A 15,042-nucleotide genomic window follows, 5' to 3' on the forward strand; every position below is an offset into this window, starting at 1 on the left:
TAATGGAGTGGATTTCATGAAAAAATCATTTATTTTCATGCTTGCTTTATGTAGTGGATTGGCATTCGCCGATGCACCGCAAGTTGCAAACAGCATTGATAAAACAGCAGAAAGTGTTGCACCAGCATTTACGAATCCTTATAAAGATGTTGGTAATATTCCTGTAACCTACCCTCACCAACCACCACTTGTTCCACACAGCATTCGTGGTTTACAAGTGACTAAGAATGCTAACCAATGTTTAGGCTGCCACTCTCCGGATGTTGCCCCAACAACGGGTGCACCTCGCGTACCTGAAAGCCACTTTTTAACACGTGATGGACAAAAAACGGAAGGTACTTCGCCACGTCGTTATTTCTGTTTACAATGCCATGTTCAACAAACTGACGTGAACCCAATTATTCAAAATAAATTTGAAACCATTCGTCAAATGCAAGGTAAATAAGGAGCAAAACAATGATTAAATCAAGCATTCAGAAAGTTTGCCGTTGGTTACGCTCTCCGAGCAAAATGGCAATTGGTGGGGTTATTTTATTAACTATCATTGGTACTATCGTTGGAACTAACCTGTTTAATGCAGGAATGGCAACAACCAATACAGAGCAATTCTGCTCAGACTGTCATACTAATGACGTTGTACCTGAGTACCAAGCGTCAATCCACTTTAGTAACCGTTCAGGTGTGAAAGCAATTTGTTCAGACTGTCACGTTCCGCATGAATTTGTACCTAAAATGATCCGAAAAATGCAGGCATCGACTGAAGTTTATGCTCACTTTACAGGTAAAGTCGATACTAAAGAAAAATTCGAAAAACATCGTTTAGAAATGGCAGAACGCGAATGGGCGCGTATGAAAGCGAATAACTCACAAGAGTGCCGTAACTGCCATAACTTCAATGATATGGACTTTACCCAACAAAAAACTGTCGCACAACAAATGCACGCACTTGCACAGGAACAAAACAAAACCTGTATCGATTGTCACAAAGGTATTGCGCATAACCTTCCACACATGGAAAAAGTACAACAAAGCTTTATTCCTGCGGATATGTTAAAAGCAAATGAAAAACCTGCAGATAACAAAGATACGAAATAATCTAATAAATTGATGATAATAAATCGGCACTCATTTTGAGTGCCGATTTTGTTTTTATTTCTTAAGGAAATCTTTATCAGATAATACCCTTAACGGTTGCATATCACTGTTTCCCATAATGACCAAACTCGGGTCTGAGCGTAAACAGCTACCACCATAATGTCCACCTACAGTAAAAGTACAGACCTGAACATATTGATCTTCCACTTTTGGTAAACACCAAAGCTGTTGATAAATACTCTCTTGCTTATCAAAACGACCGTCTGTGCTATCGAGTACAGATTTACACTCACCTATCAATTTAACATTATCACCTCGACGACCTGCAATTGGTTTTTGTGCATAACCATTCTTAATCAGTTCAGGTGTCAATTCAAATCCTGCTTCGAGTAGATAACGATGATTTGGGAATAATGACCACAACACTGGTAAGATCGCTTTATTACTTGGAATAGCCGTCCATAGAGGTTCGTAAACCAAAACTTCCGGACGAAGTAACACATCAATCAACCGCACTTTATCTTCCGGATAGCCTGTACGAATCGGTGGAGCGACTTCCATACCTGTCGCATCTTCACGAAGTTGCTCTAACATGGTTTCCCAAGCCCATGTTTTCCATACCGTTTTTATCTGGTTATCTTCATCATCAATTAAACGACCACGACTATCCCAATGTAATCCCTCTGTGCCATGAATAATTTTGGCTTGAAATCCCGCTTGAACCAGTGCGTTACGCATAAACAATGAGTGGTAATCTTCTTCATCATCATGATCTTGCATAATATGAACAAGCGACGTAGCTTCACTGTGTTTCCAGCAATCTGCTAGCGCATTACGTAAACCATCAGCAGGATTTTCACCCATATTCAATCCGCCTTGGATTGCCCATCGATTCATAAACTCACCGGCTTCCGCATGACAAGAGGCTGAATCTGCGTTGTATTCATACACTTTCAATCCTCGATTATCCATGCAGAAATCTAAACGCCCCGTAATGGTTTGATAACGACGATTTTGCCAAGACAACCGTAAGCGAGGCCATAATAATTTTGGAATATTGAAATATTCTAATAGCTTATCGTCTTTTAAAACTTTATCTGTGGCATGCAAATACATTAAATGTAATTCATTGGTTGCACGAATCAACTCATGTTGTGCTGTTTCAGATATCGTAAAATAGCGATATTGATCCGAATGGCTGACTTTATGCCCTCCCATAGCCTTCACATAAGCAGCTTCAAATTCATTTTGCTCATTCAGCCATTTATGCTCAAACTGCCTGTTGTTTTCAATATGTTCTGCATTAATCTCAAGTTTCTCTTTTTCAGGAGTTGGCTGCGGCAGACTGTATTCGGTGTCTTCTGTTTGGATCATCCAACCTAAAATTTCTGTATCATCAAAGGTATCATGCAGAAAATAACCACTTTCGGAAACCGTCATCGGTAATTCACGAGTCCATTGCTGCCCGCTTGGTAAGCGAGAGTGAATCACGTTTTGCTCGGCAATACGAATTTTATCTTCTAATACCTCGGTAATGATCGCCACATGCCCCGTATGCTTAAATTCGCCTCCCTCTTGCCAAATTAAAAGGGCTCCTGCTTCAGGTTTACGTTTGCAGCCATTTGCAAAGGCTTGTAAGGGTAATAAGGCATCATTGACCACTTGACGTAAAAATCGTAGAGAAAAGATCTCGTAAGCCATTCCCACATCAGTAAACACCATGCCATGATTGAGGTATAAATAACGGCGCGCAAATTCCACACACTGCCATTTGTAGCCCATGTACTCTCTTCCTAAATAACTGCGAAAGGCGGCATCATCCGGATACTCTTTCTCATCGGCTGTATGATAATCGGATGAATAAATCGCAATGCCACCCGGCGCATAGCCTAATAAGCTCCCGAAAGGATCGTGTGTACTGATGTTTGCTGAACGTTCAGGCATAAAAACTCCCCGTTAAATAACAACTAGAAACAGTATAGATCTTTTGTCTGATTCCCCAAAGGCTTTTAAAAGAAATATCAAAATTTGAATCTCATACAATTTTGAAAAAGAAAAAGGGCTGACAGATGTCAGCCCCAAAACAAACCTAAAAATAACCGCACTTAAGGTTATTTCACATACCAATGTGCTAATAAAATCCCTGTATTTACTGCAATATTTAATCCTGCTTTTAATGGATTGCTTAAAGAAAGACGCACATTTACATCTTGTTTCTCACGAATATCGTCCGTACTACCTTCACTCAATACCAACGCGACTTTCTCTGCAAATTTGAGGTGTTCCAACACAACGCCTTGCTTATTGGTTGATACATGAATAATCTGATAGCCAGCCTTACGTAAAGCCTCTAAAGCGATTTCAGTACTTTCTGTTTCTAAAATACGAATATGCTCCATCCCGCCTTCAGCTACACGCATCGCAGCCGGCGCATAAAGCTGTTCAACTTGATTTGTTACCACATTTTTAATGCCATAGAAGGCACAAGTACGCACAACGCCACCTAGGTTTTGCGCATTATTGACTTGATCAAGCACGACTAAACAGTCTTCTTGACGCGGTACATCTAAATAACCTTACAAAGAAAAAGTACGTTGTTTTTTCACTAACATACAAATTCCGCCATGATGCTCCGTGCCGCTTACTAAGCTTAGCTAATCACTATCCACCACGTGATACACTTTTTTATTTGCGGCTAAATAACTGAAAATCTCGCCAATTCGATGCGCCATTTGCACCGTTGACCATACGCGAACGATGCTCTCCGGACGCTCTGCAAACAATTCCAAGCACGCATTCTCACCATACACTTTCATTTCTTCAGCTCGGTTCTTTTTAATTTTCTCCGGTGCTCGCGGCGATAATGCGCCTGTTTTCTTTTCTTTCGTTTTATAACTCACGCCAGTGCTTTTTACTGTTACTTTTACCGAGCCACTTTCACCATTGGCTTTATTTAATGAAAGTTCAGCAATTTTCGGCTCTCTCACTTCTTGCTGTTGGAAACCTCGAGAAGGTTTACGATCATTCCATTTTTTATCAAAGTGCGCTCGATTTCCCTCACGTTTTTCATTATTACGACGATCATCAAAGCGACGTTCTTTGTCATTAAATACACGTTTTGGGCTACGCTCTTGAAAAGATTTGGTGGAATTTGTTTGGAATGATGGTTTGCGTGAATTGCTCATAATTTGCTTCTCGAAGGAAAAATCGGATAATAATTCGCCAAAAAATGCGAAAATTTGTGAGCATTATAACGAAAAAAAACCTTTTTTCTATCAATCCTCAAAGGAAATATTGTAAACTAGAGCATTAATTTTTAGTGTAGAGATAGATTATGTTAATCAATAAAGCTAAACGAGCAGAACAAAATTTAAAAAATTTACCTTTTCTTCCTTTACAGGCAGAACAGGTTGAGTTTCTGTTTAGTCCACTTGAATTCAAAGCACAAATTATAGAATTAATTCGCCAAGCTAAAAAACGTATTTACGTGACCGCACTTTACTGGCAAAAAGATGAAGCGGGACAAGAAATTCTCAATGAGATTTATCGCGTAAAACAAGATCATCCTGAATTGGATGTGAAAATATTAGTGGATTGGCATCGCGGACAACGCAATTTACTCGGTGCAGAAAAATCTGTCACTAACGCTGATTGGTATTGTGAACAACGCCAAACCTATCAACTTCCCGATGAACCCAATATGTTCTTCGGTGTGCCAATTAATACCCGCGAAGTCTTCGGTGTATTACATATTAAAGGCTTTGTGTTTGACGATACCGTTCTTTATAGCGGCGCAAGCATCAATAACGTGTATTTACAACAACAAGATAAATACCGTTACGACCGCTATCAAAAAATCCATAATGCTGCACTTGCCGACTCGATGGTTAATTTCATCAATGATTATTTATTGGATTTCAGTGCGGTACATCCATTAGATGTGGCTAACCGCCCTCGCACAAAAGAAATTCGTAGTGCAATAAAAGCTTATCGTAAAAACTTATCTGCCCATGCTGAATATCCGTTGGAAAGTGCGGTTGTTTTTTCAGATGTTTTAACCATTTCACCACTTTTTGGTTTAGGTGCATCAGGCAATGAATTAAACCAAGTTATCGAAGATTTATTCTTACAAGTGCAGGAAAAATTGGTGATTTGCACGCCTTATTTCAACTTCCCTCGCACGCTAAGAAGTAAAATTGCCCATTTGTTAGAACAAGGTAAAAGCGTAGAAATTATTGTCGGAGACAAAGTTGCGAACGATTTCTATATCTCACCAGAGCAGCCATTTAAAATGGCAGGCGCATTGCCTTATTTATATGAAAGCAATCTTCGTCGTTTCTGCGAGAAATTTGATGCTTACATTAAAAATGGCCATTTAACGGTGCGTTTATGGAAAGACGGTGATAACACTTATCACCTCAAAGGTGTTTGGGTGGACAATCAGTATATTCTTTTAACAGGGAACAACCTGAATCCTCGTGCATGGCGTTTAGATGCGGAAAATGGCTTATTAATCCACGATCCAAAACAAGAACTTCTGTCACAAGCGGAAAAAGAATTATCGCACATCCGCCAACATACCAAAGTATTGCAAGATTATTCTGAATTAGAAGAATTGACGCAATATCCTGAACCGGTGCAAAAACTTTTGAAAAAGTTTGCTCGGATTCAGGCAGACAAATTGATCAAAATGATTTTATAAATACAAAAAGAAGCCGGCAAATGTCGGCTTCTTGCTTTCATCTTGCGCAAAAATATTGGCTAACATTGCACAAGTGAAATAAGTTGTTATAATCGCCCAACTTTTTAATCTTATCGGAGAAATCAATGAACCCAATTTCTTATTGGCAACGCCTAAAAGTTGCATTTCAATATGTGATGCCACAAATCTATATGACACAAGCAGCAGGTTGGTTAGCTAAACAAAAATGGGGCGCAATGACACATTTTGTGATTAAAGCGTTTACAAAAAAATACAACATTGATATGAGCATTGCTGAAAAAGAAAAATTCAGTGATTACGCCAGTTTTAATGAATTCTTTATCCGTCCATTAAAAGAAAATGCACGACCAATTAACCAAAATCCAACCGCACTTTGTTGCCCTGCGGATGGCCGTGTAAGTGAATGTGGACACATTGACGATGATCGTCTATTACAAGCAAAAGGTCACTTTTTCAGCTTAAATGATTTATTAGCGGAAGATAAAGATTTAACCGAGACCTTTAAAAATGGGGAATTCATCACCACTTATTTATCACCACGTGATTATCACCGTGTACATATGCCATGTGATGGTACACTTCGCAAAATGATTTACGTGCCGGGTGATTTATTCTCCGTCAATCCATTTTTAGCGAAACATGTGCCGAACCTCTTTGCACGTAATGAGCGTGTGATTTGTGTCTTTGATACTGAATTCGGCACCATGGTACAAATCTTAGTGGGAGCAACAATCACTGCGAGTATCGGCACTGTTTGGGCTGGTGTTATTAATCCGCCACGTCATAACGAAGTGAAAGAGTGGACTTATGAAGGTGAAAGTGCGGTTAAATTAAGCAAGGGTCAAGAAATGGGTTGGTTCCAACTTGGTTCTACCGTGATTAATTTATTCCAAGCCGGTCAAGTGAAAATTGCCGATCATTTAAGTGTTGATGAACCTGTTCGCATGGGTGAAATCTTGGCATTGAAAAAATAGTTTTACAACAAAGGGAAAAACAATGACAGCTCAAATTTTTGAACAAGTAAAATTAGAAAGTATTTCTGAAAAAGGCAGCTACGGTATCGGTTTACAAATCGGCCAACAATTAGCAGATAGCCAAATGGATATTTCTGTTGAAGCGGTAGCAAAAGGCATTTTCGATGCGTTAAACCGCAATCAACCTGCATTAGAAATTAATGATTTAATGCACTCTGTTCAAGCACTTCAACAACAAGCGGCCGAAGCACAACAAGCGCAATTTAAAGCGATTGAAGAAGAAGGTAAAAAAATCTTAGAAGAAAACGCGAAAAAAGCAGGCGTAAACGTGACTGATAGCGGTTTACAATACGAAATTTTAACCGAAGGTAACGGTAACAAACCATCTGCAACGGACAAAGTACGTGTTCACTACACAGGTACATTACCAGATGGTACCGTATTCGACAGTTCGGTTGCTCGTGGCACACCAGCTGAATTCCCAGTAAATGGCGTAATTCAGGGTTGGGTTGAAGCATTACAAATGATGCCGGTTGGTTCTAAATGGAAACTCACTCTTCCACACGAACTGGCTTACGGCGAACGTGGTGCGGGTGCATCTATCCCACCATTCTCAACCTTAGTGTTTGAAGTCGAATTACTCGATATCCTTTAAAACGAAAAAGTGCGGTTAATTTTGATCTGCACCCCAAAAGTTGGACTCAACAAACCAACAATTGAGGTGCAGATTTTTTATGGGTAAACACTACGCAATCGAATTTAAATTACAGGTTCTTCAACCTATTTTGAATGGGAAAATGAGTATTAGAGAAGCTGCGCGTTTTTACAATATTCCTTCCAACGCCTTAGTCGGGACATGGTTGAAACGGTTTGAAAAAAGTGGCATAAAAGGACTTATTCCCCGTAAACCATCAGGACGACCGCCGATGAAACCCAAATATGCAAAAATGCCACCGCCACCCAAAACTGAAGAAGACCGTTTACGCCTGAGAATTTTACAGCTTGAAGCGGAGGTGGCCTACCTAAAGGAGTTGAGAAGGCTCAGACTTCAGGATGAAGCCGAGCAACAGAAATTATCCAAAGGTTAAGAACACGCTATCCGTTAAAATGGCTTTTAGGCTTTGCACAGTTAGCGCGTAGTACGTTTTTTGCGAAACTTCAGATTAAACCGGATAAGGATGAGTTGTTGAAAAAGACCATTCAACACATCAAAGCCAATCATCCTGATTATGGCTACCGACGTGTTCATGCCAGCTTGCCAGGCGTGAATCATAAAAAAGTTCAACGTTTAATGCAGACACTTGGGCTTCAAGTGCAGTCAAGAAAAAGCAAGAAATTTACCACCTATCGAGGCACGATAGGGGTGATTGCACCGAATCATCTTGAACGCGATTTTAGTGCAACGGCCCCGAAACAAAAATGGGTAACTGATATCACCGAGTTTAAGGCGAAAGATGGGAGTAAAGTCTATTTATCTCTAATTTTAGACTTATTTAACAATGAGATAGTTTCATATAATCTCAGCTATTCCCCAAACTGGGCACAAGTAGAGGACATGTTAATGCAAGCCGTCAAAGGATTAAATAAGGCTTGTGGTGTCATTTTGCATTCAGACCAAGGCTGGCAATATCAAATGGTAGCTTATCGTCGAATCTTGGCTGAACATGGCATCATTCAAAGTATGTCGAGAAAAGGGAATTGCTTAGATAACGCCGCGATGGAAAGTTTCTTTGGGCGATTAAAAACGGAATGTTTTTATGGTCGGGAATTTAAAACAAAAGAAGAGATAGTTGATGCTGTCAGAGATTATTTGGATTACTATAATCATCGAAGGATTCAACTAAAATTAAAAGGACTGAGTCCGATACAATATCGAAAACAATCCTTTAAATAACAGTCTAACTTTTTGGGGTCAGATCAATTTTAACCGCACTTTTTTATTCTTCGTCATCTTCTCTATAACGATCATCATCGTCATAATCATAGGTTAAGATCGCATCCTCATCATAACCCTCTATATCAATCTGAACGCCATTTGAGCCAGCATCAAATCCATTAAACCATGCGGTTCTCAGCTCTTCAGGTACTCGTCGGCCACAAAAGTTAATTCGTTTATTCAAATGCGATTGGCTTTGCGCTTGGAAATCTTTCCCTACTCGATAACCATCTAAATACCAGTCATCTTTATCATGGCAAGCCGTCGTATTTAAACGCTTTACGTGTTTACTCACTGAAATGGGGCTTACGATGGTTTACATAATAGCCCTGTGTACAAGCACTTAATAGCCCAACAGCTAAAACGGTCGCTATTAATCTCATGTTTGTATCCTTTCACTACTTAATGTCGGGCTATCGCCCTTTTTATGGTTTTATAGACCGACAAAATGAAAGGAAGGTTCAGAAAATATGAGAGATCCGATTTCTATTTTAAGCTATAGCACAATCATGTCATCACGATGTAACGCAACAGCCCCGTATTCATAACCAAGAATTTTCTCAATATCTTGGGATTTTTTCCCTTTGATTAATTCCAACGCATCGCTGTTATAACGTGGCATACCGAGTGCAATCACTTTACCTGAGGTATTCTTAATTTTGACGACTTCACCACGTGAGAAACGCCCTTCCACAGCCGTAATTCCTGCAGGCAGTAACGATTTATTTTGTACTAACATGGCATTTTCAGCGCCTTCATCAATCATCAACATGCCCGCTGATGGTGCGGCAAATAACCACTGTTTGCGGCTTTCGAGACGATCTGAGTGATGCGCAATAAATTTAGTGCCAATTGGTTTATCGTAGGCCAAATCCACAATCACATCAGGTCGACTACCTGGCGCAATAATGGTTTCAATACCTGAACGCGTTGCCACATCTGCTGCAATAATTTTTGTACTCATCCCACCAGTACCAAGATTTGTACCGCTACCGCCTGCAATCGAACGAATATGATCGGTAATTTGCTCAACCACAGGAATTAATTTCGCATCTGGATTTTTACGAGGATCGCTTTCGTATAAGCCTTGTTGATCTGTTAATAAATAAAGTTGTTCCGCTTGCACTAAAATCGCAGCTAGTGCGGATAAGTTATCGTTATCCCCTACTTTAATTTCAGCTGTCGCCACTGCATCATTCTCGTTGATCACTGGAATAATGTGATTGTCCAACAGCGCATGTAATGTATCGCGCGCATTTAAAAAACGCTCACGATCTTCAATATCGGCACGAGTTAATAAAATTTGTCCAATATGAATATCATAAATCGCAAATAATTTTTCCCAGGCTTGAATAAGCTGACTCTGTCCTACTGCGGCTAGAAGCTGTTTTGACGCAATGGTTGGAGGAAGTTGAGGATGATTTAAATAATGTCGTCCAGCGGCAATCGCACCTGATGTTACAATCACTACACGAAAACCTGCTTGATGAAGTTGTGCGATCTGGCGAACAATATCGACCATGTGAGGTGCATTCAATTTTGGAGAACCATGTGTTAATGTGCTAGTACCAAATTTTACGACGATTGTTTTGCGATTTGCCGACATAGTTTGTCCTCAATAAAAAAATAGTAAATTAGCGTTAAATTAGCACTAAAATAAATAAAAATCACGAAAAATCCCATCTCAAATTCAGATTTTGTGAATACCTATGATATAGTGCAAAAAAAGAAAAATAGGATAGAAAATATGACATTAAGTTTGATCGTTGCGATAACAAAAAATAACGTCATCGGAAAAGATAATCAAATGCCTTGGCACTTACCTGCTGATTTAGTCTGGTTTCGTAAAAACACCACGGGAAAACCGGTGATTATGGGCCGTAAAACTTTCGAAAGCATTGGTCGCCCACTACCGAAACGGATTAATATTGTCCTTTCACGCACGCCTTACGAACATGAAGGTGTCATCTGGAAAGAGAATTTTGAAAGTGCGGTTGATTTTGTCAAAGAATTTAATGAAATTATGTTGATTGGCGGCGGCGAGTTATTTAAACAATATTTACCTAAAGCAGATAAACTATATCTCACACAAATTCAAGCAGACATTGACGGCGATACCTTCTTCCCTGAAATTAATTGGTCTGAATGGAACATCGAGTTTGAAGAATATCGCCAAGCGGATGCGGATAATCCCTATGATTGTCGTTTTTTAATTTTGCAACGTAAGAAAAATAAACTAAAAGCTTAATCTAGGCCATATAAAAATCGGGCTAAAACAATGATTGCTTTAGCCTGATTTTTTTAAATAACCTTACAAAGATTATTCTAAGCGTTTAGCCATTTCTAACCAATCTGCTTTAAATTCACGACGCATATTGTTGATTGCATCAATAATATCGTGGTGAACTAATTTTTCATTTTGAATACCCACACAGTAGCCACCTTTACCTTGTAGCAATATATCTACCGCATATACGCCCATACGTGAAGCTAAAATACGGTCGAAGGCACAAGGTGAACCACCACGTTGAATATGGCCTAATACGGTTGCACGGGTTTCATGGCCTACGCGCGCTTCAATCTCACGCGCAAGAGAATGTACATCTGTGATTAATTCAGTAATCGCAATAATAGCATGACGTTTTCCGCGAATAATACTGCGTTCAATTTGACGAATTAACTCTTCACGATTAAATTCCACTTCAGATGCCACGATATATTCACAACCACCAGCAATACCTGCAGAAATGGTTAAGTCACTACAGTGACGCCCCATGATTTCCACAATAGAAATACGTTGGTGAGAACTTGAGGTATCACGTAAACGGTCAATCGCATCCACTGCTGTTTGTAGTGCAGTTTCATAACCAATTGTGTAATCTGTACCAGCCACATCGTTATCAATTGTGCCTGGAATACCTACACAAGGGAAACCGTGTTCTTCAGTAAGCAATTTTGCCCCCATGTAAGAACCGTCCCCCCGATAACAACTAAAGCATCAATACCATGTGAACGTAAAATTTCTGCACATTTTTCACGTACTGCTGGCTCTTTAAATTCAGGGAAACGGGCGGAGCCTAAAAATGTACCACCACGATTAATCACATCTGAGACACTATAACGGTTTAACTGTTTGATTTTATTGTTATATAAACCTTGATAACCATCATAAATGCCGAATACTTCAAGCCCTTCTGCAAGAGCTGCGCGAACAACACCACGAATGGCAGCATTCATACCTGGTGCATCACCACCACTGGTTAATACAGCAATTTTTTTAATCATATTTACCTACTTTGAACTCTAAGAATAATTGGCATCAAGATTACACCATCCATTATTTCCGCTCTAGAAAAATTTTTAAAATTTACGTGGAATTTGATCTAGTATAAGTTTTAATGATGGAAATAACTTTCACACTTCCAAGAAAGATCCGCTTTTTGTAATGTTTTGCTTTCTTTTGCAACTAAATACTTTTGTAAATTTTTGACAATTTTGACTTTGTTTAAACGCTGAAATTTCTTACCTTGTTCCACTTTTTGGGAATATTGATATTGCACAAAGCCACAACGTGGAACATTTTTACCCTTAGCAATATCCACTTGCCAAGACGGATTTTGTTCTGTCGGAGCATAAATGACATAACCAGTTAACTCTGTGGCAGGCTTTTTCAGATTCGTTGAATTAGCAAGGATTTTGAAATCTTTTACACCTAAATTACGGTATACCTTCTCACGCAATGCCACACGTTGTTCAATAGAACGAGTTACATCACGATCAAGCAACACTTCAATTTGAGACTGCCAATTTTCCAAGGTATCCGGCTCTGCAAGATAAACATAACGCGCAATCGTATCTAAATCTTGGCTTGCAGTAAGTTTATAGGTTTTGCCGTTGTATTCAATTTTTTCAGGTGCTTGAAGCTGACTCACTTTTGCCGCACAACTTGATAATAAAAGTGCGGTCAATATAACCAGGATTTTATTCATTGATATCTCGCTTAAATACAAATTCTTTTTCAGTTGAGGATGTGGCATCAAACCAATAACCACCAAAGTCAAACTCTTTCAGTTGTTCAACACGTTCCAAACGATTTTGAATGATAAAACGACACATTAAACCACGGGCTTTTTTCGCATAAAAGCTGACCACTTTATATTTACCATTCTTATTATCTAAGAAAACAGGCTTCACAATCTGTGCCTCTAATTGGCTTTCTTTTACTGATTTATAGTATTCATCAGAAGCTAAATTGATCAAAATACGATCGCCTTGCTCATCAAGTGCTTGTTGTACGGATTGAGTGATGGCATTTCCCCAAAAAGCATAAAGATCTTTTCCTTTTGGATTCGCTAACTTTGTGCCCATTTCCAAACGGTAAGGTTGCATTAAATCAAGGGGTTTAAGTAAGCCATATAGGCCAGAAAGCATACGTAAATGACGCTGCGCGAATTGTACATCTTCATCAGATAAACTATCAGCATCTAAGCCGGTGTAAACATCACCTTTGAATGCCCAAATAGCTGCGCGTGAATTTTTTTCGTTGTGAGATTTTGTCCATTCTGCAAAACGAGCCGCATTTAAACCTGCAAGCTTATCGCTGATAGACATTAAGGAAGAAAGATCTTGGGAGATAATTGACGACAGATTTCAATCAGTTGCTCACTATAATCCGTCAAGTGCGGTTGAGAAACAGGCAGATTTCTGACCGCACTTTCGAAATCTAAGGTTTTTGCCGGGGAAATAATGGCTAACATAGGTTCTCCTTTCTAAAACTGAACTGTATCTTAGCACAGGATTACCTCATCGCTCTACCCCGTTTATGCTATCCGCTTATACAGTCCATTCTCATTGATGATTAAGTCTTGTAATTCCAAATCCAATAACTGCACTAAAAGCGAATCCACCGGCAAATTCAATACTGCAGATAAATCATCGAGGCTTATTGGTGTATAAGTGATATGTTGATAAAGTTCAGGGTGACTCGGCTCCACAGCTGGTGTTTTTGCTGTTAGTGGTTGAGCTATCGACTTATTGATTGGCGTATGTACTGGAGGCTGAAAAACAATGCTATGGTTGAGGCTATCTAAAATATCTTTAACATTTTCCACTAACATCGCACCTTGCTTAATCAATTTATGGCAGCCTTGACTGTATTCACTTTGAATATTCCCCGGCAGCGCAAAAATATCGCGATTTTGTTCTAAGGCATAACGCGCCGTAATCAATGAACCGCTTTTCTCTGTGGCTTCAATCACTAACGTTCCCAGTGAAAGTCCACTAATAATACGATTGCGACGAGGAAAATTTTCAGCTATCGGAGCTTGAGTAGGGATAAATTCGGAAACTAATGCCCCGTTATTTTCGATAATTTGATCCGCTAATCCGCGATGTTTAGCGGGATAAATATGCTCTAATCCACTGCCCAATACGGCGATAGTTTGCCCTTGAATATCCACCACAGCTTGATGACTAAATCCATCGATACCTAATGCAAGCCCACTCGTGACCGTCAAACCTGTGAGAGAAAGCTCTGCCGCAAAATATTTTGCCCAATATTCCCCATAAGCCGAACAATAACGGCTCCCAACCATGGCGATTTGCTGTGCAGAAAGTGCGGTCAAATTGCCTTTCACAAATAATAACGGCGGAAAACCACTAATTTGTTTGAGTAAAAAAGGATACTCATCTGAAAAACAGTGAATTAAATGATGCCCTTCTTTTTCGGCCCAACTCAAAGCGGGCTCAATGAATTTCATTTCAGGCTGAAACCAACGACGAATCTGCAAAGTATTCCAGCCCATTTGTTGAAATGCCACTTCATCATAATTTAATAAGTCTTCTATACCTACATGAGCCAGAATTTGTTGAATTCGCACACTGCCCAATTTAGGTACTTGTGACAACCGCAATAAAATCGACGCAAAATTGCTCATCTATTCTCTCCTTTAAAAAGAGAATTATGGTGAGATTTTTCTCAAAAATGAAAAACTTGTCTTAATTCTGCGATTCAGATCGCAAAAAGAGAAAAAATTTTAGAAAAAATCGGCACACCAGAAACAAGGAATAAAACAGAACAAAAATAGCTTCTCAAAAGCCATTTTTAGAGATTAATTTTAAATAATGGTTTATATTTAGAGAAATAAACTTTTAAGATTATGTTGAGATATTCATTTTAGATATAAATCACTGATAAATGATTTGACAGCAAAATTTTTATCCGTAATATGGACAGCGTTTTACAGAATTTTTACAGGATTATCTTTTTATGTACCAAGCTGTGTCTTTATCTCTCAACCTCCTACTCTCACATT

The 15,042-nt window shown here is 39.2% G+C and carries 12 protein-coding genes and 4 pseudogenes; 8 read left to right on the forward strand and 8 right to left on the reverse strand.

Features of this window, described 5'->3' with window-relative positions; translation table 11 throughout:
• Positions 1-16: 16 nt before the first annotated feature.
• Together DX522_RS03310 and DX522_RS03315 are read left to right on the forward strand one after the other, a co-directional pair.
• Positions 17-445: a nitrate reductase cytochrome c-type subunit gene (locus DX522_RS03310; RefSeq protein ID WP_070715131.1), complete on the forward strand. Its 429-nt coding sequence runs from the start codon at positions 17-19 to the stop codon at positions 443-445.
• A gap of 11 nt (positions 446-456) precedes the next feature.
• Positions 457-1,095: a NapC/NirT family cytochrome c gene (locus tag DX522_RS03315; RefSeq protein ID WP_115179807.1), complete on the forward strand. Its 639-nt coding sequence runs from the start codon at positions 457-459 to the stop codon at positions 1,093-1,095.
• Between the two features lie 54 nt (positions 1,096-1,149).
• On the opposite strand, the gene gss is transcribed toward DX522_RS03315, so the two are convergent.
• Complete coding sequence (gene gss / locus DX522_RS03320; RefSeq protein ID WP_115179808.1) at positions 1,150-3,039, reverse strand: bifunctional glutathionylspermidine amidase/synthase; 1,890 nt, start codon at positions 3,037-3,039, stop codon at positions 1,150-1,152.
• A gap of 167 nt (positions 3,040-3,206) precedes the next feature.
• Positions 3,207-4,280: pseudogene (locus DX522_RS03325) on the reverse strand (TrmH family RNA methyltransferase).
• Positions 4,281-4,429: 149 nt separating this feature from the next.
• Here DX522_RS03325 and pssA point away from each other — a divergent pair.
• The 5 genes from pssA to DX522_RS03350 all read left to right on the forward strand — a co-directional run bounded on the left by pssA (position 4,430) and on the right by DX522_RS03350 (position 8,686).
• Positions 4,430-5,797, forward strand: a complete 1,368-nt coding sequence (gene pssA, locus DX522_RS03330) for a CDP-diacylglycerol--serine O-phosphatidyltransferase (RefSeq protein ID WP_115179809.1) — start codon at positions 4,430-4,432, stop codon at positions 5,795-5,797.
• Between the two features lie 125 nt (positions 5,798-5,922).
• Entirely contained in the window at positions 5,923-6,792 is an 870-nt protein-coding gene (asd, locus tag DX522_RS03335; RefSeq protein WP_070591684.1) for an archaetidylserine decarboxylase, read from the forward strand.
• 22 nt (positions 6,793-6,814) lie between these two features.
• Positions 6,815-7,447: an FKBP-type peptidyl-prolyl cis-trans isomerase gene (locus DX522_RS03340; RefSeq protein WP_115179810.1), complete on the forward strand. Its 633-nt coding sequence runs from the start codon at positions 6,815-6,817 to the stop codon at positions 7,445-7,447.
• A 79-nt stretch (positions 7,448-7,526) separates the two neighbouring features.
• Entirely contained in the window at positions 7,527-7,880 is a 354-nt protein-coding gene (locus DX522_RS03345) for a helix-turn-helix domain-containing protein (protein ID WP_115179811.1), read from the forward strand.
• Positions 7,868-8,686 carry an IS3 family transposase gene (locus DX522_RS03350; RefSeq protein WP_262054276.1) on the forward strand — a complete coding sequence of 273 codons (819 nt, stop codon included), beginning with the start codon at positions 7,868-7,870 and terminating at the stop codon, positions 8,684-8,686. The genes DX522_RS03345 and DX522_RS03350 overlap by 13 nt, the downstream gene beginning before the upstream one ends.
• A gap of 43 nt (positions 8,687-8,729) precedes the next feature.
• On the opposite strand, the pseudogene DX522_RS03355 reads toward DX522_RS03350, so the two are convergent.
• A pseudogene (locus tag DX522_RS03355) lies at positions 8,730-9,111 on the reverse strand (hypothetical protein).
• 113 nt (positions 9,112-9,224) lie between these two features.
• On the reverse strand, positions 9,225-10,334 hold the full coding sequence (gene proB / locus DX522_RS03360) for a glutamate 5-kinase (protein WP_115179813.1): 1,110 nt from the start codon (positions 10,332-10,334) through the stop codon (positions 9,225-9,227).
• Positions 10,335-10,475: 141 nt separating this feature from the next.
• On the opposite strand from proB, the gene folA reads away from it, so the two are divergent.
• Positions 10,476-10,976, forward strand: a complete 501-nt coding sequence (gene folA, locus DX522_RS03365) for a type 3 dihydrofolate reductase (RefSeq protein WP_115179814.1) — start codon at positions 10,476-10,478, stop codon at positions 10,974-10,976.
• A 72-nt stretch (positions 10,977-11,048) separates the two neighbouring features.
• On the opposite strand, the pseudogene pfkA reads toward folA, so the two are convergent.
• From pfkA to dprA, 4 genes and pseudogenes are all read right to left on the reverse strand, one after another.
• Positions 11,049-12,013 (reverse strand): annotated as a pseudogene (pfkA, locus tag DX522_RS03370) (6-phosphofructokinase).
• 110 nt (positions 12,014-12,123) lie between these two features.
• Complete coding sequence (locus DX522_RS03375; RefSeq protein ID WP_115179815.1) at positions 12,124-12,717, reverse strand: hypothetical protein; 594 nt, start codon at positions 12,715-12,717, stop codon at positions 12,124-12,126.
• A pseudogene (yaaA, locus tag DX522_RS03380) lies at positions 12,710-13,485 on the reverse strand (peroxide stress protein YaaA). Before yaaA ends, DX522_RS03375 begins: the two are co-directional and overlap by 8 nt.
• Positions 13,486-13,548: 63 nt before the next feature.
• Positions 13,549-14,664 carry a DNA-processing protein DprA gene (dprA, locus tag DX522_RS03385; RefSeq protein ID WP_115179816.1) on the reverse strand — a complete coding sequence of 372 codons (1,116 nt, stop codon included), beginning with the start codon at positions 14,662-14,664 and terminating at the stop codon, positions 13,549-13,551.
• Positions 14,665-15,042: the final 378 nt, after the last annotated feature.

Source organism: Haemophilus parainfluenzae, assembly GCF_900450995.1.
GTDB lineage: Bacteria > Pseudomonadota > Gammaproteobacteria > Enterobacterales > Pasteurellaceae > Haemophilus_D > Haemophilus_D parainfluenzae_O.

What these genes read in the sequence shown, in the direction of transcription:
- asd (WP_070591684.1), top strand. Translation starts at nt 5,923, where the DNA reads ATGAACCCAATTTCTTATTGGCAACGCCTAAAAGTTGCATTTCAATAT.
- pssA (WP_115179809.1), top strand. Translation starts at nt 4,430, where the DNA reads ATGTTAATCAATAAAGCTAAACGAGCAGAACAAAATTTAAAAAATTTA.
- DX522_RS03310 (WP_070715131.1), top strand. Translation starts at nt 17, where the DNA reads ATGAAAAAATCATTTATTTTCATGCTTGCTTTATGTAGTGGATTGGCA.
- folA (WP_115179814.1), top strand. Translation starts at nt 10,476, where the DNA reads ATGACATTAAGTTTGATCGTTGCGATAACAAAAAATAACGTCATCGGA.
- proB (WP_115179813.1), bottom strand. Translation starts at nt 10,334, where the DNA reads ATGTCGGCAAATCGCAAAACAATCGTCGTAAAATTTGGTACTAGCACA.
- DX522_RS03315 (WP_115179807.1), top strand. Translation starts at nt 457, where the DNA reads ATGATTAAATCAAGCATTCAGAAAGTTTGCCGTTGGTTACGCTCTCCG.
- DX522_RS03345 (WP_115179811.1), top strand. Translation starts at nt 7,527, where the DNA reads ATGGGTAAACACTACGCAATCGAATTTAAATTACAGGTTCTTCAACCT.
- dprA (WP_115179816.1), bottom strand. Translation starts at nt 14,664, where the DNA reads ATGAGCAATTTTGCGTCGATTTTATTGCGGTTGTCACAAGTACCTAAA.
- DX522_RS03340 (WP_115179810.1), top strand. Translation starts at nt 6,815, where the DNA reads ATGACAGCTCAAATTTTTGAACAAGTAAAATTAGAAAGTATTTCTGAA.
- gss (WP_115179808.1), bottom strand. Translation starts at nt 3,039, where the DNA reads ATGCCTGAACGTTCAGCAAACATCAGTACACACGATCCTTTCGGGAGC.
- DX522_RS03375 (WP_115179815.1), bottom strand. Translation starts at nt 12,717, where the DNA reads ATGAATAAAATCCTGGTTATATTGACCGCACTTTTATTATCAAGTTGT.